The organism is Sphingopyxis sp. LC363, assembly GCF_000756385.1.
Taxonomy (GTDB): Bacteria; Pseudomonadota; Alphaproteobacteria; order Sphingomonadales; family Sphingomonadaceae; genus Sphingopyxis.
Map to the genome: position 1 here is coordinate 149182 of NZ_JNFC01000045.1, position 19805 is coordinate 168986.

Here is a 19805-nt window from a genome sequence, read left to right on the forward strand (position 1 = left end):
CGCAAGGCCGGTTGCAAGTTGAAACGCTCTCCCCATCTTTGCCCTACCCCTTTCGCAATTGCAGCGAAGCCGCTAATCGGGCCGCCGACCAGTTTTCCCTACGGAGTCTTTTGCCATGACCGCCACCGATCCCGTCGTCTTCCTCTCCTATGCGCGCACCCCGATGGGCAGCATGCAGGGCAGCCTGTCGGACGCGAGCGCGACCGACCTCGGCGCGACCGCGGTGAAGGCGGCGGTCGAGCGCGCGGGCGTTTCGGGCGACGATATCGAGCGCATCTATATGGGCTGCGTGCTGCCCGCCGGGCTCGGCCAGGCACCGGCGCGTCAGGCCGCGATCAAGGCGGGTCTACCCAAGTCGGTGCAGGCGACGACCGTCAACAAGGTTTGCGGCTCGGGCATGCAGACGGTGATCATGGGCGCCGAAGCGCTTGCCGCGGGCAGCGTCGACCTGATCGTCGCGGGCGGCATGGAATCGATGACCAACGCGCCTTACCTGCTCAAGAAGCATCGTTCGGGTGCGCGCATCGGCCACGACACCGCCTATGACCATATGTTCCTCGATGGGCTCGAGGACGCCTATGAGGCGGGCCGCGCGATGGGCACCTTCGCGCAGGACACCGCCGATGCCTATCAACTGAGCCGCCAGTCGCAGGACGACTATACGCTGACTTCGCTGAGCCGCGCCAAGGCCGCGATCACGGACGGCGCCTTTGCCGCCGAAATCGCGCCGGTGACGATCACGGGGCGCAAGGGCGATATCGTCGTCGACACCGACGAAGCGCCGGGCAAGGCGATGCCTGACAAGATCCCGACGCTGCGCCCCGCCTTTGCCAAGGAAGGCACGATCACGGCTGCTACGAGTTCGTCGATTTCGGATGGCGCCGCTGCCGTCGTGCTGACGCGTCAGTCGGTCGCCGAGGCGAAGGGCGCGAAGCCCGTCGCGCGCCTCGTAGCGCACGCCGCGCACGCACAGGAGCCCAAGGATTTCACCGTCGCTCCCGTCGGCGCGATCAACAAGGTGCTGGCGAAAGCCGGCTGGTCGATCGGCGACGTCGACCTGTTCGAAGTCAACGAGGCCTTTGCCTGCGTCGCGATGTTCGCGATGCACGACCTTGGCATTCCGCACGACAAGATCAACGTCCACGGCGGCGCGACCGCGCTGGGCCATCCGATCGGCGCCAGCGGTACGCGCATCATCACGACGCTGATCGCCGCGCTCCAGCGTCACGGCAAGACGCGCGGCATCGCCAGCCTGTGCATCGGTGGCGGCGAAGCGACGGCTGTGGCGATCGAGCTGCTCTAAATCGGAAACCGCGAAAAGTTGCATGGCGCCGTCGCGAGACGGCGCCATTTCGTCGTTATGGTCACGACAAATTGCGACAGTAATGACCTGAAAATAAACGCGGCATTCTGGGTCGGTTCAAATCGAATCGCCTAGACCATTTCTTGTCATCGGGCAGATCCCCTCCCCCTGACGGATGAAAAAGGAATGGCACAATGAAGAAGACCAAATTTCTCGCCGCCGGCCTGATCGCCGCGATGATGGTTCCGGCCGTCGCGCAGGCACAGACCCGCGATATCCGCGAAGAGCGCCGCGACGTGCGCGAAGAACGCCGCGAGCTGCGCGACGCACAGCGTTATGGCGATCGCGGCGACGTTCGCGAAGAACGCCGCGAATATCGCGATGCGAAGCGCGACTATCGCGACGAGGTCCGCGACTGGCGCCGTGATACGCGCTACCAGAATTATCGCGCGCCCTTCCGCTACCAGCAGTTCCGCGTCGGCTCGACGCTCCGTTCGAGCTATTACGCACCGGCCTATCGCCCGGCTTGGGACAGCCGCTGGGGCGTGCCGCGGGCGGGTCGCAGCCTGACCTATGTCCGCCACTATAACGACCTTTTGCTAGTCAATACGCGCAGCGGCAAGGTCGTGCGGGTCTATCGCAACCATTTCCGGTGGCGCTAACCGCTAAAGACAGGAAGGGCCGGACGAGCGATCGTCCGGCCCTTTTCGTATTGGCCGATCAATCGCCCCAGATATGGTCGGTCTGGATCCAGCCCTTGCGGCCCTGGACGTCGAACAGGCACCAGCCGTTCTTGCAATCGCTGATCCGGCCGACGACGCCGGGCTGAGCGCGATAAGCGACTGCTGCGGACACGCTGGCGTCCTCGCGCATCGCGCGGATTTCGCCGGTGACGATCGCGGTGCGGGTGCGGCTCAAGAGGCGCGCCGCCATCCAGCCTTGCGTCCCGTCAGGATCCTCGACCTTGCGCCAGTTTTCATGGCGCGCGACGACCTTCACCGGCAAATCCTTGCGCCGATACTCCCACATCACGGGGACATGAGGCGACGGCCCCTTGCGCATCCGCGCCTGGTCGACGCTGATCGACGCCCAATAGGGCACTTCGACATCGGATTGGGATTGTGCGGCGGCCGGTCCCACACTGGCCATCAGCACGGCGGCGGCGAATATATGGCGGCTGGTCATCGCTTTGCCTTGTCAAACTCATATTCGCATTTCAACCGCTCACCGCGCAAAAGGCTGCGTTCATCCCCAGCCTTTTTTGCGCGCCGCGGCCCTTGACCGCCGTGCGCGGGCGCGCTCTATCGGCGCCATGCCCGATTCATCTCGCCCCAAGCGCCCGCGCGTCATCGTCACCCGCCAGTTGATGCCGCATGTCGAGGCGCGCATGGCCGAATTGTTCGACGTCGCATTGTCGGCGCATGATCGCGCCTTTACCCGCGACGAACTCAAGGCCGCGGTCGCCGATTGCGACGTGTTCGTGCCGACCGTGACCGACGAGATCGACGCCGAGGTCATTGCCGCGGCGGGCGAACGGCTGAAGCTGATCGCCAATTTCGGGGCGGGCGTCGATCATATCGACCTCGCCGCCGCGCGCGCCAAGGGCATCATGGTGTCGAACACGCCGGGCGTCTTTACCGAAGACACCGCCGACATGACGATGGCGCTGATCCTCAGCGTCCCGCGCCGCCTAGCCGAGGGCGAGAAATTGATGCGATCGGGTAAATGGGAAGGCTGGGCACCAAGCACGATGCTCGGCCACCGGGTCGGCGGCAAATTGCTCGGCATCATCGGCATGGGGCGCATCGGGCTCTCGGTCGCACGGCGCGCCCGCGCCTTCGGCCTCTCGATCCATTATCACAACCGAAAGCGCCTGCCCGAAGCGATCGAGGAGGAACTCGGCGCGAGCTATCATGCGAGCGTCGACACGCTGCTCCGCATCAGCGACGTCGTCACGATCCACTGCCCGCACACCAATGAAACGCACGAGATGGTGAGCGCGGCGCGCATCGGCGCAATGAAGCCGACCGCCTACCTCATCAACACCGCGCGCGGCGAGATCGTCGACGAAAAGGCGCTGATCGCGGCGCTGCAGACGGGCCGCATCGCGGGCGCCGGGCTAGACGTCTATACGCACGAACCCGCGGTCGACCCCGCGCTGCTCGCGCTCGACAATGTCGTGCTGCTCCCGCACCTCGGCTCGGCGACGATCGAGGGCCGCGAAGCCTCGGGCGAGAAGGTCATCGCCAATATCCGTGCCTGGTGCGACGGCCACCGCCCGCCCGACCAGGTGCTGGAAGGGTGGGCCTAGGGTCGCCGGTCCCGGCCTATACCGCTCTGGATTACTTTGGGCGGAGTGTCCTAGTCCCCCGTCAGAATCCGATCCACGAGCTGCTTCACCGTCGGGGTGAAATTGTTCGAATAAAAGGGATCAGTCTTGAAGTTGAACGCGGCGTGGCCGGCGAACATCAGATTCTGTTCGACGTCGCCGCCGTGCGCGATGTCCTGCAGCGTCTTCTGGATGCAGAAGCTGCGTGGGTCGGCGAGGTAGCCGGTCGAATAATCGTCATGGTCCTTCCACGACGAAAAGCCGCAATGCGACAAGCAGCCCATGCAATCGGCCTGATCCTTGCGGATCATCGCCTTGTCGGGCTCAGTCACGAAGACGACCGTATTGTCGGGGGTCTTCAGCGCCTCGGTATAGCCTTCGGCAAACCAGTCGCGCGCGCGCGCCCTATCGTGCGGCGTGACCCAGAAATTCTTGCCTTTCACACCGACGTCGAGCTGGACGATATGGTCGCCCGCTTCCTGCTTCGAATAGGGGATCTGGCGTTCCGAGCGCGCTTCGAGGTCGCGCAGGAACGGGTTGCGCACCGCGCTCGAATAGAAACCGGTCGGCGAAAAGCGATGGAGCAGCACGTCCCCGTCGTCGAGTGTGCGGAGGCGATCCTTCCATTCTTGCGGGATCGGGCTTTCCTCGGTCAGCAGCGGCCGAGTGCCATATTGGAAGGCGATCTGGCCGAGTTCGGGATTGTCGATCCAGTTTTCCCAGTCGCGCAGATACCAGACGCCGCCCGCCATCACGATCGGCACATCGTCCGAAATCCCCTCGGCGCGCATCGTGTCGCGCAGCGCCTTGACGCGCGGATAGGGATCCTGCGGCACCAGTGGATCTTCGGCGTTCGACAGGCCATTGTGGCCGCCGGCGAGCCACGGGTCCTCATAGACCACCGCGCCGAGCAGGTCCGACACCTTGTGATAGGCGCGCTTCCACAGCGCGCGGAACGCACGCGCCGAGCTGATGATCGGCAGATAGAGCACATTGTGCCGCTGAGCGATCTCGCTCAGCTTGTAAGGCATGCCCGCGCCGCAGGTGACGCCGGCGACAAGGCCCTTGGTCCGCTCGAGCACGCCTTCGAGAATCTGCTGCGCGCCGCCCATTTCCCACAGCACGTTGATGTTGATCGCACCCTTGCCGCCCGACACGTCATAGGCGCGCTCGACTTGGGCGACCGCACCCTCGATGCCGTATTGGATCAACTCTTCGTGGCGTTCTCTGCGCGTCAACGCGCGGTAGATTTGCGGGATGATCTTGCCCTCGGCGTCATAGCTGTCGGCATTGACCGCCGAAACGGTGCCGATGCCACCCGCCGCGGCCCACGCGCCGCTCGACATATGGTTGGTCGCCGACACGCCCTTGCCGCCTTCGACCAGCGGCCAAACTTCACGCCCGCCATAAAGGATGGGCTTCAAACCTTTGAACACTCTAAACCTTCTCTCTCTCCGCCGGTCCACGCCTGCGAACCGGCCCCCAATCCCGCTTGCGTAAGCGGAAATTGGCCCCCGTTGTCAATCGAAGCCGACCCAGCCACCGCTGAACGGCCCATAACCTTCCAGCGCGCGAGCATAGAGCTTTTCATAAGCGCCGACCATCATAGATTCGTCGAACCGTTGCACGGCGGCGCGCCGGTTCGCGGCGCCGACTTGGGCCCGCAGCGCGGCATCTTTGGTCATCCGAAGCAGTGCCGCGCGGAAAGCGGATTCGTCCGCCGCGACATAGGAACGGTTGGCGTCCGAAATCATCGCCGCGACATCGCCGACCGCCGGACTGACGACGGGCAGCCCCGCCGCCATCGCCTCGATCACAGCGATCGGCGCCTGTTCGCTGAGTGACGAGAGCGCGAGCAGGTCGAAATGGCCGATCCAGCGCGCGGGTTCGGCCATGAAACCGGGCATGATCAGGCGGTCCGCCATCCCGCACGCCGCGGCCTCGGCGACGATCGCCGCACGCTCGGGCCCCTCGCCCACAATGACGAGCCGGACATTCGCCGGCAGCGCCGCCACTGCGCGCACGAGGCGCGGCAAGTCCTTGACCTTGCGCAGCCCGGCGACGGTGCCGATTACCACCTCGCCGTCGCGCCGCTCGAAGCCCGGGATCGGCTCCGATGGCCCCTTGGCATAGGCGGCGACGTCGATGCCGTTGCGGATCAGATGAATGCGGCCGCCCGCCTTCCACTCATCGGTCGCGATCCGCTGAAGCAAGGTCGACGGGACGATGACCGACTGTGCGGTGCGCAGCGCCACGCGGCGGAACAGATTGCGTTTCCAGTTGCGCCGGACGCTTTCGTCCTCGTTGAACCCGTCCTCGTGATGGATCAGTTCGGGCATGCTGCGCCACCGGCGCGATACCTGGACCCGGCGCGCCATCACCCCGTCCATCGCGCCCCAATTATAGCTCAGAACCAGCTCGAACCGGGTCATATAATCCGCAAGTTCACGGTAGCGCGCGAGCGACGGCTTGCCGTGCAGCAGCGGCGCATCCTCAGGAAAATCGACGACAATCCCCGCATCGATCGCGTCGCGCGCGCCGAGCGCGTCGGGCATCGCAGACAGGATCGTGTGATGCGCCCGATCGCCCATCAGGTTCATCAACCGGACGGCGCGCGCCTCCTTGCCGCCGAGCGAAAAGCTCGAATGAAGGTGCAGGATACGGATCGGCCAGGGCGTGTCGGGCTCGTCGGCGCTCACGCTTGCGGAAGCTCCACGACCCATGCGTCGATCGCCGCGCGGGCTTCGGGCTCGTCCATCGTCGGCGCATGGCCGACCCCGGGCACCTCGACCAGCCGCGCCCCCGGAAGTTCGGCCGCCATCTTCGCGCTCGCCGGCCGCGCCAATATGTCGGACAGTTCGCCGCGCAGGATCAGAAGCGGAATGCCGGCGAGCGCGCGATAGGCCGGCCACAGGTCGACACCCGCATCGCCGCCATTCGGGACGCGCAGCGGCGCTGCGATTTGCTTGTCGTAATCGGTGACGATCCGCCCCTCGGGGGTCAGCTTGTGCGTACGCTTGGTCAGCCGCAGCCAGTCGCGGATATCGTAGGCGGGATAGACCGCGCCGTTGAGCTCGGCAAAGGCGCGCGCCGCGTGAATCCACGTCGGCTGGCTGCCGCCCGCGCCGATATAGTCGCGGATGCGCTCGATCCCCGCGGTCTCGAGTTCGGGGCCGACATCGTTGAGCACCGCGCCGACGATCCGGCCGGGCAGCGTCGCCGCCATCAGCATCGCGACGAGCCCGCCGAGCGAGGTGCCGATCGCCGCGAACCGCTCGATCCCCAACTCGTCGAGGAGCGCGACGACATCCTGCACATAGGTCAGCGGAACATAGGTCATCGGATCCTTGGCGTAAGCGCTGTCCCCACGCCCACGGAATTCGATGACGATCACCTTGCGATATCGCGCCACATGCGGCGCCAATTCCTCGAAATCGCGGGCGTTGCGCGCGAGGCCGGGCATGCACAGAACCGGCGGCAGGACCTCGCTGCCTTGGGGGCCGACATAGACGCGCGCGTGCAGGCGGACGCTATCATGCGACCACCAATATTGGTCCGACCAGTCGCTGCGGTTTTCCTGCTGGGCCAATATGCCACGTCCCCTTGTTTGTCTCGCTATTGCCTCGCACATCCCGTGTCCGGGACTCGGCCCCGTCTACCACGCCGGGCGGCGCAAGCAATGCGCGGTGCCCGTGCCGCACAGGTTGCCGCAGCCCGCTTTCGCCGATAAGACGCGGGCGACCATGAGCGAGCCTTTGATTTCCTTCGAACCCGCAACCGGCGAAGAGCTCTGGCGCGGGCCGGTCAGCGACGTCGATGCCGAAGTCGAAATCGCCCGTCGCGCCTGGCCCGAATGGGCGTCCAAGCCCGTCACCTTCCGCACCGAAACGCTGCGCCGCTTCGTCGACCGGGTGAAGGCCGAGGGCGAGGCGCTCGCCGACCTGATCGCGCACGAAACGGGCAAACCGCTATGGGAAGCGCGCACCGAAGTCGAATCGGTCGCGAACAAGGTCGATATTTCGGTCAAAGCCTATGCCGAGCGCACCCCCAACCGCCGCATCGAGGGCGCGATGGGGCTGCGCAACGCGGTACGCCACAAGCCGCACGGCACGCTCGCCGTGCTCGGCCCCTATAATTTCCCCGCGCATTTGCCCAATGGCCATATCGTCCCGGCGCTGATCGCGGGTAATTCGGTGGTTTTCAAACCGTCCGAAAAGACCCCGGCGGTCGGCGCGAAGCTCGTCCAACTCTTTCACAGCGCGGGCGTGCCGCAGGAAGTGCTGCGCCTCGTGATCGGCGGCCCCGACACGGGCAAGGCGCTCGCGGGGCACGAAGGCATCGACGGACTGCTCTTCACCGGCTCGGCCCGCACCGGGCTTGCGCTCAACCGCCAGTTCGCGGGCCAGCCGGGCAAGATGCTCGCGCTCGAAATGGGCGGCAACAACCCGATCGTCGTGTGGGACACCGCCGACATCCGTACCGCGGCAATCCTCGTCGTCCAGTCGGCATTTCTGAGCGCCGGGCAGCGGTGCAGCAATGCGCGGCGGCTGATCGTGAAGGACGGCCTCGCCGATGCGCTGATCGACGAGGTTTGCAACATTGCGAACCGGCTGATCGTCGATCACCCGCACGCCGATCCCGCCCCCTATATGGGCCCGGTGATCGACAATGAAGCGGCGGACGGCCTCACCGAAAGCTTTCTGATCCTGATGTCGAACGGCGGCCAGGTGATCCGCCACATGACGCGGCCGGTCGCGAACCGCCCCTTCCTGACCCCGGGCATCATCGACGTGACCGCGATGCGCGAACGCCCCGATATCGAGCTGTTCGGCCCGCTATTGCAAGTCGTCCGCGTCGGCACCTTCGAGGCGGCGATCGCCGAGGCGAACAACACCGCTTTCGGTCTGTCGGCGTCGCTGATCGGCGGCACGCCGCAGCTTTACGACCAGTTCTGGGCCAATGCGCGCGCCGGGGTGATCAACTGGAACCGCCCGACCAACGGCGCCTCGTCGGCGGCCCCGTTCGGCGGCATCGGCCTGTCGGGCAATCATCGGCCGAGCGCCTTCTATGCCGCCGACTATTGCGCCTATCCGGTCGCAAGCTCGGAAAGCGATGCGATGCGCGCCGCGATCGGCGTGGGCTTGCGCGATCCCGAGGGATCGCAGCTGGTGACGAAGAAATATCTGTAACCCTATCTCGTCATGCCGGACTTGATCCGGCATCCATTCCGGCAACGAAGTGATGAACCCTGGATCAAGTCCGGCGTGACGAGTCATTGGGTGCAATTTTACCTTCACCACCGTCAATAAAGCCTGCTTTGCCAATCGCGGCCCGCGCGATCATCTATCCTGCATGGCAAAGACTCTCCCTCCTGCGGGCAAGCTCTGGCTCGTCGGCGCCGGTCCCGGCGATCCCGACCTGTTGACGCTACGCGCCGCGCGCCTGCTCGAAAGCGCCGATCTCGTGGTCCACGACGGGCTCGTTGGCGAAGGCGTGCTCGCGCTGATTCCGGCGCATGTCGAGCGGATTTCGGTCGCGAAGCAGCGCAGCCGCCACACGATGAAGCAGGAGCTGATCAACGAATTGCTGGTGCGCGAGACGCTCGCCGGCAAGCAGGTCGTGCGCCTGAAAGGCGGCGATCCCTTCATCTTCGGCCGCGGCGGCGAGGAACTCGATGCGGCGCGCGAAGCCGGTATCGCCTGCGAAGTCGTCCCCGGTATCACCGCCGCCGCAGGCTGCGCCGCGCAGGCCGGCCTTCCCCTCACACACCGCGAGGATGCGAGCGCGGTGAGCTTCGTCGCCGGCCAGTGCAAGGACCTGACCGATCAGGATTGGTCAGGGCTCGCGGGACACGGCCGCACGCTCGTCATCTATATGGGCCTCGCGACCGCGCACGCCATCGCCGACAAGCTGATCGCCGACGGCGTCTCGCCGGGCCTCCCCGTCGCGGTCGTCGAGCGCGGCACCACCAAGGATGCCCGTGTCCTCCGCACGCTCCTCACCGATCTCGGCGACCTCGTCGCGCGCGAACAGATAGCGAGTCCGGCGCTTATCATCGTCGGCAAAGTCGCGGCGCGCGCCGACGCGCTCGACTGCCTCGGCGCACCCGGCGTCGCCGCAAAGATAGAAAATATAAGGGACTTCACATGAAATTGCTTACGGGCAACGACCTTAAAACAGGATTTGTCACCTGGTGGACCGGCAGCGACTGGTCACTCCATATCGAGGACGCCGCCGACGTCGGCGAGCATGGAGAAGCGATCCTCGCCGCCGAGGAAGGCGCGCGCCGCGTCAACGCGCCCTATATCATCGCCGGCGAGCAAACCCCCGAGGGGCCCCGCCCCGCGCACATCAAGGACCGCATCCGCGCGTTGGGCCCGACCGTGCGCCCCGACCTGACATTGAAACCCGCCGATCCCGCGGCCGGCGACTGGGTGATCTGACATGTACAAATATGACGAATATGATCATGCGATGGTCGAAGCGCGCGTCGCCGAATTTTCGGACCAGGTACGCCGCCGCCTCGCGGGCGAGATCACCGAGGACCAGTTCAAGCCGCTGCGGCTGATGAACGGCCTCTACCTCCAGCTTCACGCCTATATGCTGCGCGTCGCGGTGCCCTATGGCACGCTCGACAGCCGCCAGATGCGGATGCTCGCGCATATCGCGCGCAAGTACGATCGCGATTACGGCCATTTCACCACGCGCCAGAATATCCAGTATAACTGGATCAAGCTGGAGGATGCGCCCGCGATTCTCGAAGAGCTCGCATCGGTCGAGATGCACGCGATCCAGACCAGCGGCAATTGCATCCGCAACATCAGCTCGGACCAGTGGGCGGGCGCCGCAGCCGATGAGATCACCGATCCGCGCCCGTGGGCCGAACTGCTCCGCCAATGGTCGAGCTTCCACCCCGAATTCAGCTATCTGCCGCGCAAGTTCAAGATCGCTGTCATCGCCGCCGACGAAGACCGCGCCGCGATGCGCCTCCACGACATCGGCATCCAGATCGTCGAGAAGGACGGCGTCCACGGCGCCGCCTTCTACGTCGGCGGCGGCATGGGCCGTACCCCGATGATCGCGCCGCTGATCAAGGATTTCGTGCCGCTCGAGGACATGCTGAGCTATGCCGAAGCGTGCCTTCGCGTTTACAACCGCTACGGCCGCCGCGACAATATCTACAAGGCGCGGATCAAGATCCTGATCCATGAACTCGGCGCCGACGAATATCGCCGCCAGGTCGAGGAAGAGTGGGCGCATGTGAAGTCGCTCGGCATCGACCCGCCGAACGCCGAGTTCGACCGCATCGCCGCGCAATTCGCGCCGCCCGCGCTCGACGCGTCGGCACCCGATGAAATCGACCGCAGCGATCCCGATTTCGCGGTCTGGCTCGACCAGAATGTCGCCGCGCATAAGGTGCCGGGCCATGCGATCGTCAACATCAGCCTGAAGCCCGTCGGCGGCATCCCCGGCGATGCGTCATCGGCGCAGATCGACCTGATGGCCGACCTTGCCGAGAAATACAGCCACGACGAGCTGCGCGTCACCCACGCGCAGAACATCGTGCTGCCGCATGTGCGCAAGGCCGATCTCTACACGATCTGGCAGGCGCTCGACGCCGCCGGGCTCGCGACGCCGAACCTCGACCTGATCAGCGACATCATCGCCTGCCCCGGGCTCGACTATTGCAGCCTTGCCAACGCGCGCTCGATCCCGGTCGCGCAGAAGATCGCAACGCGCTTCTCGGACCTCGACCGCCAGAAGGAGCTCGGCGAGCTCAAGCTCAAGATTTCGGGCTGCATCAACGCCTGCGGCCATCACCACGCCGGGCACATCGGCATTCTCGGCGTCGACCGCAAAGGCACCGAGAATTACCAACTGCTGCTCGGCGGATCGGGTGCGGAGGATGTGTCGCTCGGCACGATCACCGGTCCCGGCTTCGACGAGGACGGCATCGTCGACGCGATCGAGCGTGTCACCGACAAATATCTTGCCGAACGGACCGAAGGCGAGCGCTTCGTCGACACTTTCCGCCGTGTCGGCATGGCCCCTTTCAAGGAGGCGATCTATGGCTGAGCGCGACGCGGTTTTCCCGCCCGAACCCCATGCGCTCTACGAGGCGCATCGCTATTCGCCCGCGATCCGTTCCAACGGCTTCCTGTTCGTGTCGGGGCAGGTCGGCGCGCGGCTCGACGGCTCGCCCGAACCCGACCTTGCCGCGCAGGTGCAGCTCGCCTTCGACAATCTGAACGCGATCCTGAAGGCCGCCGGGTCGAGTTTTGAAGAGGTCGTCGACGTGACGCTGTTCATGATCGATCCCGACCGGAATTTCGACACGATCTTCCCGGTGCTCGGAGCGAACTGGGGCGGAAAACCCTACCCGAACATCACTGCGGTGGGCGTGACATGGCTGTCGGGCTTCACCTTCGAAATCAAGGTGATTGCGCGCATTCCGGGAGAAAGCGAATGACCGATACGGCCCTTCAATCGGGTGAGGAACCCTGCGTCACGCTCGACGCTTTCCTGTCGCAATCGAACGCGACCGCGGTGCGGCTCGAGCCCGACGAGGATGCGCGCGCGCTGATCCCGCATCTGGACCGGCTTGCGCTGATCGAGGTCGCCTTTCCGAAGTTCCGCGACGGTCGGGGCTATTCGTCGGCGCGCATCCTGCGCGAGGCGGGCTATACCGGCGAACTGCGCGCTCAGGGCGACGTCCTCGTCGACCAGATCGCCTATATGAAGCGCTGCGGCTTCGACACATTCGCGCCCGAAAAGGCGCTCAATCCCGCCGATGTCGAGGCGGCGCTGTCGCGCTGGCCCGAACATTATCAGGGCGCCGCCGACGGTGCGGTGCCGATATGGAAATTAAGGCATGGCTGACGTGAAACACTCTCTCCCCAAAGCCGGCGAAGACCGCACCCGCGACCGCATCGACGTCGCGCCGCGCTTCACGCAAGCCGACGTCATCCGGCTCAACAATTTGTTCCGCGGCCAGGACGCCGCCGAAGTCGTCGCGAGCGTGATCGGTGCGGGCCTGCTCGGCGAAACCGGGATCGTCTCCAGCTTCGGGGCCGAAAGCGCGGTGCTGCTCCATCTCGTGGCGCAGACTGCGCCCGGCATGCCGGTTTTGTTCCTCGACACCGGCAAGCATTTCCCCGAGACTCTCGCTTACCGTGACGAGCTGGCGGCGAAGCTGAATCTCAACATCGTCAACCTGACCCCCGATGCCGAAGACCTCGCGCAAAAGGACGCGACCGAGCTGCGCTGGTCCTACGACCCCGACGGCTGCTGCGAAATCCGCAAGGTCAAGCCACTCGAAAAGGCGCTGACCGATTTCGACACCTCGATCACGGGCCGCAAGGGGTTCCAGTCCGCGACGCGGCAGGGGCTCGCGCGCTTCGAGCTCGACGGCTCGACCGGCCGACTCAAGTTCAACCCGCTTGCCAACTGGACGCGCGAGATGCTCGACGATTATTTCGCCGCGCACGACCTACCGCGCCACCCGCTGGAAGCCGAAGGCTATCCGTCGATCGGCTGCTCGCCCTGCACATCGAAGGTCAAGCCGGGCGAAGACCCGCGCTCGGGCCGCTGGCGCGGCTGGGACAAGACCGAATGCGGCATCCATAGCGAGGTCACCCCGATCGACGACGATCCGGCGAACGATCCGGCGTTCTGACCCTTCCGTCGTCCCGGCGAAGGGTGTTCAGAGGCACGTGACTCTGAAACACGATCTCACCGTTTCATCATGTCGCGACGCCGAGACCCCGGCCTTCGCCGGGGTGACGGCGGTTTTCAGTGGCCCTCACTCATAATCGTCATACGCCATGCTGTCGTCGGCGAGGTCGCTGAACTTGGTCGTCTTCGCCTCGAAGTGCAGGCGCACCTTGCCGGTCGAACCGTGACGCGATTTGGCGACGATGACTTCGGCGAGGCCGAAGACACGCTCCATCTCGGCCGCCCATTCCTCATGCTGTGCGTGGATTTTCACATCGTCGCCCTCGACCGGGCGTTTGGGCTCGCGCGCCGCGACATAATAATCCTCGCGGAACACGAAGAGCACCATGTCGGCGTCCTGTTCGATCGAACCCGATTCGCGAAGGTCGGAAAGCTGCGGGCGCTTGTCCTCGCGGCTTTCGACCTGGCGGCTGAGCTGCGACAGCGCCATCACAGGGACATTAAGTTCTTTCGCCAAGGTCTTCAGGCCGCGCGAAATTTCCGAAATTTCCTGCACGCGGTTGTCGCCGCTCTTCGACGAGCCCTGCAACAGTTGTAGATAGTCGACCACGATGAAGCCGATGCCGTGGCGGCGCTGCAACCGGCGCGCGCGGGTGCGCAGCCCCGCGATCGTCAGGCCGGGCGTATCGTCGATGAACAAGGGCAGCGTCTGAAGCGCCTGCGCCGCGCGCGATAGCTGCTGGAACTGCTCCTTGCTGATCTTGCCCATGCGCAGCGCTTCGCCCGACACCCCCGATTGTTCGGCAAGCACGCGCGTCGCGAGCTGGTCGGCCGACATTTCGAGACTGAAGAAAGCGACCTTCGCGCCCATATTCTTCTCGGGCGGGATGCCGTCTTCCTCGTCGCGGCGCCAGCGTTCGGCGGCATTATAGGCGATGTTCGTCGCGAACGAGGTCTTGCCCATGCCGGGACGGCCGGCGAGGATCATCAGGTCCGAATTGTGCATGCCGCCGATCTTGGCGTTCATGCTCGCGATCCCCGTGGTGATCCCCGAGAGGTGACCTCCCGAATTCAGGGCGCGCTCGGCCGCCTGCAGCGCGGTCAGGCTCGCCTGGCTGAAATTCTTGACCGACCCCATCTCGGCCTCGCCGCCCGCAACGCGGTAGAGCGCGGTTTCGGCCTCCTCGATCTGCGCCTGCGGGTCGACGCGTTCGCTGGTGTCGAGCGCATTGTCGACGAGCGTGCGCCCAACCCCTGCAAGTTCGCGAAGCAGCGCGAGATCGAAAATCTGCCGGGCAAAGTCGCGCGCGCCGATCAGACCCGCGCCGCTGCCGGTCAATTGCGCAAGATAGCCGACCCCGCCCACCGCCTTCATCGCCTCGTCGGCCTCGAAATAAGGTTTCAGCGTCACCGGTGTCGCGATGCTGTTGCGCTCGATGAGCGCCATCGTCTGCTGAAAGATGCGGCCGTGAAGCGGTTCGAAGAAATGGTCGGGGGTCAGCGCGACGGGCAAATCTTCGACGACTCGGTTGTCGATCAGGATCGCGCCAAGGAACGCGGCCTCGGCCTCGATATTACGGGGTAATTGGCGTTCGTCCCCGGTGTTGGCCGGGGTCGGGATCAGGGCTAGCTCAGGCATGGCGACCTTCATGCGGTGCCGCTTCGGACGGCGCAACAGGTGATGCCGGACAGGCTATCATAACTGTGGGTTGCTGTGAATAAGTCGCCCTTGCCCTTCGCGGCGCGCCAAGTAGAAGCACAGGCAGCATGAGCGACGCAGCCCCCTCCAAACAGCGGATCATTTCGGTCGAGCTCGACGAAGGGTCGATTGTCTGGCGCAATCCCGACGTCGAGCAGGAACGCCGTGTCGCGATTTTCGACCTGATCGAGGATAATAAGTTCGTGCCGCAGCGCGGACATCCCGACGGCTATGCCGGACCCTATCGTTTGATGCTGCGTGTCGAGGACGGCCGGCTGATCTTTGAAATATCACGCGAAGATGGTTCACCGCTCGAGGCGATCATCCTTGGCCTCGGGCGCTTCCGCCGTCCGATCCGCGATTATTTCGCGATTTGCGACAGCTATTATCAGGCGATCAAGACCTCGACCGCGCAGCAGATCGAGACCGTCGACATGGCGCGCCGCGCGCTGCACAATGAGGCGGCCGAGATGCTGATGGACCGGCTCGACGGCAAGATTGCGGTCGATTTCGATACCGCACGGCGATTATTCACACTGATCTGCGTGTTGCACATCAAGGGCTGACGATGAAGGCGGGGGCAATCAGGGGCGGCAAGGCGGCGCAGGCCGCGGCGGCGTGGCGCGCAAGGGTCGCACGTCTGCTGCGCCGGATCGGCGCCGCCATCGTGCTGCTGCTCCTCGCTGCGGGCCTCGCGCTGTGGTGGGCGGCGCGCTGGACGCCCGACCGCGCCATCTATCCGACGCAGGGCGTGACGATCGACGCCGGAAACGGCGACGTTCATTGGGGCTCGATCAAGGCCGCGGGCGCCGAATTCGCCTATATCGCAGCGACCGACGGATCGGGCGGAATCGACGCGAAATTCGCCCGCAACCTGGCCGAAGCGCGCGACGCTGGGGTGCAGGCGGGCGCGATCCACCGCTATAGCCTCTGCCAACTCGCGACCGATCAGGCCGCCAATTTCATCCGCCATGTCCCGCGCCGCGCCGATATGCTGCCCGCAGTGGTCTGGCTCGATTATGACGATCGCTGTCCCGACCGGCCGACGCGCGCGCTCCTGCTGTCCGAACTTGCGACCTTCCTCGCCCAGATCGAGGCGCATATGGGCAAGCAGAGCCTGATCGCGCCCGGGCCGGCGTTCGAGAGCGATTACAGGGTGACGGGGGGGATCGCGCGCACGACCTGGCTGCGCCGCGACTTTTTCGAACCCGATTACGGCGCGCACCCCTGGGCTATGTGGCAGGCGAACGACTATGTCCGCCTGTCGGGCGCCAAGGGCACCGTCGGCTGGAACGTGCTGCGCCCGCAAGGAGAGATGCAATGACCGAGACCCGCGACACCTTGATCGACGCGGCGCGCGATGCGGCAAACCGAGCCTATGCGCCTTATTCGGGTTTCCATGTCGGTGCAGCGCTGCTGCTCAAGAATGGCGATGTGGTGACGGGCGCTAATGTCGAGAATGCGAGCTATGGCCTGACCCTCTGCGCCGAAAACGCGGCGGTCGCCAAGATCGCCAACGAAGGCTGGATCGGCGAACTCGCCGAGGTCGCGATCGTTGGCGGCCGTCCCGACGGCGACGCGCTGATCGGCAGCGATCCGGTCCATCCGTGCGGCCGCTGCCGCCAAATCCTCAACGAGGCGGCCGAACGGTCGAAGACCGACATTCTCGTCCATTGCGCCTCGGGCGATGGCAAGACGGTAAAGAGCTATAGACTCTCCGAACTGCTTCCCGCCGCTTTCGGGCCGAAGGATTTGGGGCTCATCGACTGACCGCTTGCGCAATACCCGCAGGACCGACAAGACAAGCCATGAGCATTCTTTCCGACAAATGGATTCGCGAAGCCGCCCGGACGCAGGGCATGATCGAGCCGTTCGTGGAGGCCCAGCGCCGCGACGGGTGCATCAGCTATGGCCTCTCCTCCTACGGCTATGACGCGCGCGTCGCCCCCGAATTCAAGATTTTCACCAATGTCGACAGCGCGGTCGTCGATCCCAAGGATTTCGCGTCGAACAGCTTCGTCGACCGCGAAACCGACGTCTGCATCATCCCGCCGAACAGTTTTGCGCTCGCTCGCACAGTCGAATATTTCCGTATCCCGCGCGATGTGCTCGTCATCTGCCTCGGCAAGTCGACCTATGCGCGCTGCGGTATCATCGTGAACGTCACCCCGCTCGAACCCGGCTGGGAAGGCCATGTGACGCTCGAGTTTTCGAACACCACCCCCCTGCCCGCCAAAATTTACGCCAATGAGGGCGCGTGCCAATTCCTCTTCCTCAAGGGCAACGAGCCGTGCGAGACGAGCTACGCCGACCGCGCGGGCAAATATATGGGGCAGAAAGGCGTGACGCTTCCCAAGCTTTGATATCGCGGCTTCGCTATCGCGCTTGTCCTCGCGGCGAAAAATGATAACGTTCCCAAAAATCAAAAAATGGGGATGAGGTCATGAAATTCCGAACGGTCACGCTCGCTCTCACCGCGCTGCTCTCCTCCGCCACCGCGCACGCCGAAGGCTTCCTCAAGGTCGAGGGCACGCAGATCGTCGACGGATCGGGCAAACCGGTAATCCTGCGCGGCATGGGGCTTGGCGGCTGGATGTTGCAGGAAGGCTATATGCTGAAGCTCGGCGAGGTCGGGCAGCAGCACAAAATCCGTGCCAAGCTCGTCGAACTGGTCGGCGAGGAGCGCACCGCGGCCTTTTACCGCGCCTGGCTCGACAATCACACGACCAAGGCCGACATCGACCAGATGGCGAAGTGGGGTTTCAACTCGGTACGCCTGCCGATCCATTTCGACCAGCTCACCCTGCCCGCCGACAAGGAACCCAAGCCCGGTGAGGATACATGGCATGAAGAAGGTTTCCAGCGCATCGACCGCCTGCTCGAATGGAGCAAGGCGAACCGCATCTGGCTGATCCTCGACCTCCACGCCGCGCCCGGCGGGCAGGGCAATGATCTCGCCATTTCCGACCGCGATCCGGCGAAGCCGTCGCTGTGGGAGAGCGCGGAGAATCAGCGCAAGACCGTCGCGCTGTGGAGTAAGCTCGCTTCCCGATACAAGGACGAGCCGTGGATCGGCGCCTATGACCTGATCAACGAGCCCAACTGGAGCTTCGCGACCCCCGGCAAAGGCAATGGCTGCGACGAGACCGAGAATAAGGCGGTGTGGGCGCTGCAGCAGCGCATCACCAAGGCGATCCGCGACGTCGACCCAGAGCATATCGTGATCATCGAGGGCAATTGCTGGGGCAATAATTACAAGGGCCTGCCGCCCGCATGGGACGCCAATATGGTGCTGAGCTTCCACAAATATTGGAACCGCAACGACGCGGCGAGCATCGCTGAGATCAAGGCGCTGCGCACCCGCACGAACCGCCCGATCTGGCTCGGCGAGTCGGGCGAGAACAGCAATGGTTGGTATCAGGGCGCGATCGCGCTCGTCGAGGGCGCGGGCATTGGCTGGAATTTCTGGCCGCTCAAGAAAATCGGTTTCAACCAGCCGCTCGAGATCACGCCCGGCGATAGCTGGATGAAGATCGTCCAATGGATGACGGCCAAGGGCTCGAAGCCGGCCGCCGATGAAGCCTTCGCCGCGATGATGCAGCTCGCCGAAAACACCCGCTTCGACAACAACATCCCCAAGCCCGACGTCATCGACGCGATGCTCCGTCAACCGCACGACCCGGCCCATCGCGCTTTCAAGTCCCGCACGCTCGGCGCAAAGCCGCTGACCATCGCCGCCGCCGACTATGATCTCGGCCCGCCGGGCGCCGCCTATCACGATAGTGTCGACGCCAATTATCATGTCGCGACCGGCGGCGAGCGGACGCCGTGGAACAACGGTACGACCTATCGCAACGACGGCGTCGACATCGCGCGCGAACCCGATGGTACACCCTATGTCACCGATTTCGTCAGCGGCGAATATATGCGCTACAGCGCCGACGTCGCCCGCGCGGGGCGCTGGACCGTCAGCGCACGCGCGCGCTCGGCCAAGGGCGGCCGCATCGGCATCGACGAACGCGGCGTCGCGATCCCGCACGGGACGGCATGGCAGACCATAACGCTCGCCGATGCCGACCTGCCCGCCGGGCCCGGCACCGCGACGCTGCGCGCGTTCGATTGCAGCGACTGCGAGATCGCCGAGATCGTCTTCACGCCGCGATGGCCGGAACCCAATGCTCCCATGTGCGTCCTCTTTGCACAAGCGGAGGGGCGTGCAGTGGAGGATGTCTCATGTCCATGATCGCCGTATTTTTCGGCCGCCTGTTCATCGCGGTGATTTTCATCGTGTCGGGGATCAACAAGCTGATCCATGTCAACGATACCGACGCGATGATTTCCGCCGCTGGCCTGCCCGCCGGGCTCGCGATTCCGACCGGCCTTTTCGAACTTGTCGCGGGCGTCTGCCTTGCGCTCGGCATCGCGACGCGGCTGTGGTCGATCCTGCTCGCGGTGTTCGTTCTCCTGACCATCCTCTTTTTCCACCGCGAGTTCACCGACCCGATGCAGGCGATGGCGGCGATGAAGAATCTCGCGATCGCGGGCGGCCTGCTCTGCCTCTTCGGCTATGGCAACACGCGCTGGAGCTATGATGCGCTGCGCCAGCGCCGCCGCGACGAACTGGCGACGCAGCGCGCACAGCAGCACGCGACCGACGCCGAACTGCGCGCCGCGCGCGCCGAAGGTCGCGCCGAAGCAGCGGGAGCGCCGGTGGTCGTCGAAAAGCGTCGCCCCTTCTGGCGCCGCTAGACCTTCGCGCTTGGCATCGCCGCGCGTCTGCGCTAGCCTTCACTTAACGT

At 64.9% G+C, this 19805-nt stretch carries 21 protein-coding genes; 16 read left to right on the forward strand and 5 right to left on the reverse strand.

Going from position 1 to position 19805, the window contains the following annotated elements; translation table 11 throughout:
- The first annotated feature begins 115 nt into the window (after nt 1–115).
- Together FG95_RS15790 and FG95_RS15795 are read left to right on the forward strand one after the other, a co-directional pair.
- Nucleotides 116–1303, forward strand: coding sequence for an acetyl-CoA C-acyltransferase (locus tag FG95_RS15790; protein ID WP_037557067.1), 1188 nt, complete (start codon nt 116–118; stop codon nt 1301–1303).
- 194 nt (nt 1304–1497) lie between these two features.
- Entirely contained in the window at nt 1498–1965 is a 468-nt protein-coding gene (locus FG95_RS15795; protein WP_037557069.1) for a hypothetical protein, read from the forward strand.
- A gap of 58 nt (nt 1966–2023) precedes the next feature.
- Here the strand turns inward: FG95_RS15795 and FG95_RS15800 are convergent, their stop codons facing one another.
- Nucleotides 2024–2488, reverse strand: a complete 465-nt coding sequence (locus FG95_RS15800) for an SH3 domain-containing protein (protein WP_037557070.1) — start codon at nt 2486–2488, stop codon at nt 2024–2026.
- A gap of 127 nt (nt 2489–2615) precedes the next feature.
- Between FG95_RS15800 and FG95_RS15805 the strand changes: the two genes are divergently transcribed.
- On the forward strand, nt 2616–3614 hold the full coding sequence (locus FG95_RS15805) for a 2-hydroxyacid dehydrogenase (protein ID WP_037557184.1): 999 nt from the start codon (nt 2616–2618) through the stop codon (nt 3612–3614).
- 50 nt (nt 3615–3664) lie between these two features.
- Here FG95_RS15805 and FG95_RS15810 read toward each other — a convergent pair whose 3' ends face one another.
- The 3 genes from FG95_RS15810 to FG95_RS15820 form a co-directional block, all read right to left on the reverse strand.
- Complete coding sequence (locus FG95_RS15810) at nt 3665–5068, reverse strand: NAD(P)H-dependent flavin oxidoreductase (RefSeq protein WP_037557071.1); 1404 nt, start codon at nt 5066–5068, stop codon at nt 3665–3667.
- Between the two features lie 84 nt (nt 5069–5152).
- Entirely contained in the window at nt 5153–6331 is a 1179-nt protein-coding gene (locus FG95_RS15815; protein WP_037557072.1) for a glycosyltransferase family 4 protein, read from the reverse strand.
- Nucleotides 6328–7263 carry an alpha/beta fold hydrolase gene (locus FG95_RS15820; RefSeq protein ID WP_081933199.1) on the reverse strand — a complete coding sequence of 312 codons (936 nt, stop codon included), beginning with the start codon at nt 7261–7263 and terminating at the stop codon, nt 6328–6330. Before FG95_RS15820 ends, FG95_RS15815 begins: the two co-directional genes overlap by 4 nt.
- Nucleotides 7264–7375: 112 nt before the next feature.
- Here FG95_RS15820 and astD point away from each other — a divergent pair, with 112 nt between their 5' ends.
- The 7 genes from astD (at nt 7376) to FG95_RS15855 (ending at nt 13308) form a co-directional block, all read left to right on the forward strand.
- Nucleotides 7376–8821 (forward strand): succinylglutamate-semialdehyde dehydrogenase, encoded by a 1446-nt coding sequence (gene astD / locus FG95_RS15825; RefSeq protein WP_037557185.1) that lies wholly within the window; start codon nt 7376–7378, stop codon nt 8819–8821.
- 163 nt (nt 8822–8984) lie between these two features.
- Nucleotides 8985–9782 (forward strand): uroporphyrinogen-III C-methyltransferase, encoded by a 798-nt coding sequence (gene cobA, locus FG95_RS15830; RefSeq protein WP_037557074.1) that lies wholly within the window; start codon nt 8985–8987, stop codon nt 9780–9782.
- Nucleotides 9779–10075 (forward strand): DUF2849 domain-containing protein, encoded by a 297-nt coding sequence (locus FG95_RS15835; RefSeq protein WP_037557075.1) that lies wholly within the window; start codon nt 9779–9781, stop codon nt 10073–10075. Before cobA ends, FG95_RS15835 begins: the two co-directional genes overlap by 4 nt.
- A 1-nt stretch (nt 10076) precedes the next feature.
- Nucleotides 10077–11708, forward strand: a complete 1632-nt coding sequence (locus tag FG95_RS15840) for a nitrite/sulfite reductase (RefSeq protein WP_037557077.1) — start codon at nt 10077–10079, stop codon at nt 11706–11708.
- Nucleotides 11701–12102, forward strand: coding sequence for a RidA family protein (locus tag FG95_RS15845; RefSeq protein WP_037557078.1), 402 nt, complete (start codon nt 11701–11703; stop codon nt 12100–12102). Before FG95_RS15840 ends, FG95_RS15845 begins: the two co-directional genes overlap by 8 nt.
- Nucleotides 12099–12512, forward strand: coding sequence for a DUF934 domain-containing protein (locus tag FG95_RS15850; RefSeq protein ID WP_037557079.1), 414 nt, complete (start codon nt 12099–12101; stop codon nt 12510–12512). The genes FG95_RS15845 and FG95_RS15850 overlap by 4 nt, the downstream gene beginning before the upstream one ends.
- Complete coding sequence (locus FG95_RS15855; RefSeq protein ID WP_037557081.1) at nt 12505–13308, forward strand: phosphoadenylyl-sulfate reductase; 804 nt, start codon at nt 12505–12507, stop codon at nt 13306–13308. The genes FG95_RS15850 and FG95_RS15855 overlap by 8 nt, the downstream gene beginning before the upstream one ends.
- A 126-nt stretch (nt 13309–13434) precedes the next feature.
- Here FG95_RS15855 and FG95_RS15860 read toward each other — a convergent pair whose 3' ends face one another.
- On the reverse strand, nt 13435–14946 hold the full coding sequence (locus FG95_RS15860) for a replicative DNA helicase (protein ID WP_037557188.1): 1512 nt from the start codon (nt 14944–14946) through the stop codon (nt 13435–13437).
- A gap of 128 nt (nt 14947–15074) precedes the next feature.
- Here FG95_RS15860 and FG95_RS15865 point away from each other — a divergent pair, with 128 nt between their 5' ends.
- The 6 genes from FG95_RS15865 (at nt 15075) to FG95_RS15890 (ending at nt 19755) form a co-directional block, all read left to right on the forward strand.
- A complete protein-coding gene (locus FG95_RS15865) occupies nt 15075–15572 on the forward strand; it encodes a UPF0262 family protein (RefSeq protein WP_037557082.1) in 498 nt (165 codons plus the stop codon).
- Between the two features lie 2 nt (nt 15573–15574).
- Nucleotides 15575–16330 carry a glycoside hydrolase family 25 protein gene (locus tag FG95_RS15870; RefSeq protein WP_037557083.1) on the forward strand — a complete coding sequence of 252 codons (756 nt, stop codon included), beginning with the start codon at nt 15575–15577 and terminating at the stop codon, nt 16328–16330.
- Entirely contained in the window at nt 16327–16776 is a 450-nt protein-coding gene (locus FG95_RS15875) for a cytidine deaminase (protein WP_037557085.1), read from the forward strand. The genes FG95_RS15870 and FG95_RS15875 overlap by 4 nt, the downstream gene beginning before the upstream one ends.
- 38 nt (nt 16777–16814) lie before the next feature.
- Complete coding sequence (gene dcd, locus FG95_RS15880; RefSeq protein ID WP_037557087.1) at nt 16815–17369, forward strand: dCTP deaminase; 555 nt, start codon at nt 16815–16817, stop codon at nt 17367–17369.
- 80 nt (nt 17370–17449) lie between these two features.
- Nucleotides 17450–19249 carry a cellulase family glycosylhydrolase gene (locus FG95_RS15885; RefSeq protein ID WP_081933200.1) on the forward strand — a complete coding sequence of 600 codons (1800 nt, stop codon included), beginning with the start codon at nt 17450–17452 and terminating at the stop codon, nt 19247–19249.
- Nucleotides 19246–19755, forward strand: coding sequence for a DoxX family protein (locus FG95_RS15890; protein ID WP_235211593.1), 510 nt, complete (start codon nt 19246–19248; stop codon nt 19753–19755). Before FG95_RS15885 ends, FG95_RS15890 begins: the two co-directional genes overlap by 4 nt.
- Nucleotides 19756–19805 lie beyond the last annotated feature (50 nt).

Bases quoted from the DNA above. Each gene is read 5' to 3' on its own strand.
- FG95_RS15790 (WP_037557067.1), top strand. From the start codon at position 116: ATGACCGCCACCGATCCCGTCGTCTTCCTCTCCTATGCGCGCACCCCG.
- FG95_RS15795 (WP_037557069.1), top strand. From the start codon at position 1,498: ATGAAGAAGACCAAATTTCTCGCCGCCGGCCTGATCGCCGCGATGATG.
- FG95_RS15800 (WP_037557070.1), bottom strand. From the start codon at position 2,488: ATGACCAGCCGCCATATATTCGCCGCCGCCGTGCTGATGGCCAGTGTG.
- FG95_RS15805 (WP_037557184.1), top strand. From the start codon at position 2,616: ATGCCCGATTCATCTCGCCCCAAGCGCCCGCGCGTCATCGTCACCCGC.
- FG95_RS15820 (WP_081933199.1), bottom strand. From the start codon at position 7,263: ATGTGCGAGGCAATAGCGAGACAAACAAGGGGACGTGGCATATTGGCC.
- astD (WP_037557185.1), top strand. From the start codon at position 7,376: ATGAGCGAGCCTTTGATTTCCTTCGAACCCGCAACCGGCGAAGAGCTC.
- cobA (WP_037557074.1), top strand. From the start codon at position 8,985: ATGGCAAAGACTCTCCCTCCTGCGGGCAAGCTCTGGCTCGTCGGCGCC.
- FG95_RS15835 (WP_037557075.1), top strand. From the start codon at position 9,779: ATGAAATTGCTTACGGGCAACGACCTTAAAACAGGATTTGTCACCTGG.
- FG95_RS15840 (WP_037557077.1), top strand. From the start codon at position 10,077: ATGTACAAATATGACGAATATGATCATGCGATGGTCGAAGCGCGCGTC.
- FG95_RS15845 (WP_037557078.1), top strand. From the start codon at position 11,701: ATGGCTGAGCGCGACGCGGTTTTCCCGCCCGAACCCCATGCGCTCTAC.
- FG95_RS15850 (WP_037557079.1), top strand. From the start codon at position 12,099: ATGACCGATACGGCCCTTCAATCGGGTGAGGAACCCTGCGTCACGCTC.
- FG95_RS15855 (WP_037557081.1), top strand. From the start codon at position 12,505: ATGGCTGACGTGAAACACTCTCTCCCCAAAGCCGGCGAAGACCGCACC.
- FG95_RS15860 (WP_037557188.1), bottom strand. From the start codon at position 14,946: ATGCCTGAGCTAGCCCTGATCCCGACCCCGGCCAACACCGGGGACGAA.
- FG95_RS15865 (WP_037557082.1), top strand. From the start codon at position 15,075: ATGAGCGACGCAGCCCCCTCCAAACAGCGGATCATTTCGGTCGAGCTC.
- FG95_RS15870 (WP_037557083.1), top strand. From the start codon at position 15,575: ATGAAGGCGGGGGCAATCAGGGGCGGCAAGGCGGCGCAGGCCGCGGCG.
- FG95_RS15875 (WP_037557085.1), top strand. From the start codon at position 16,327: ATGACCGAGACCCGCGACACCTTGATCGACGCGGCGCGCGATGCGGCA.
- dcd (WP_037557087.1), top strand. From the start codon at position 16,815: ATGAGCATTCTTTCCGACAAATGGATTCGCGAAGCCGCCCGGACGCAG.
- FG95_RS15885 (WP_081933200.1), top strand. From the start codon at position 17,450: ATGAAATTCCGAACGGTCACGCTCGCTCTCACCGCGCTGCTCTCCTCC.
- FG95_RS15890 (WP_235211593.1), top strand. From the start codon at position 19,246: ATGATCGCCGTATTTTTCGGCCGCCTGTTCATCGCGGTGATTTTCATC.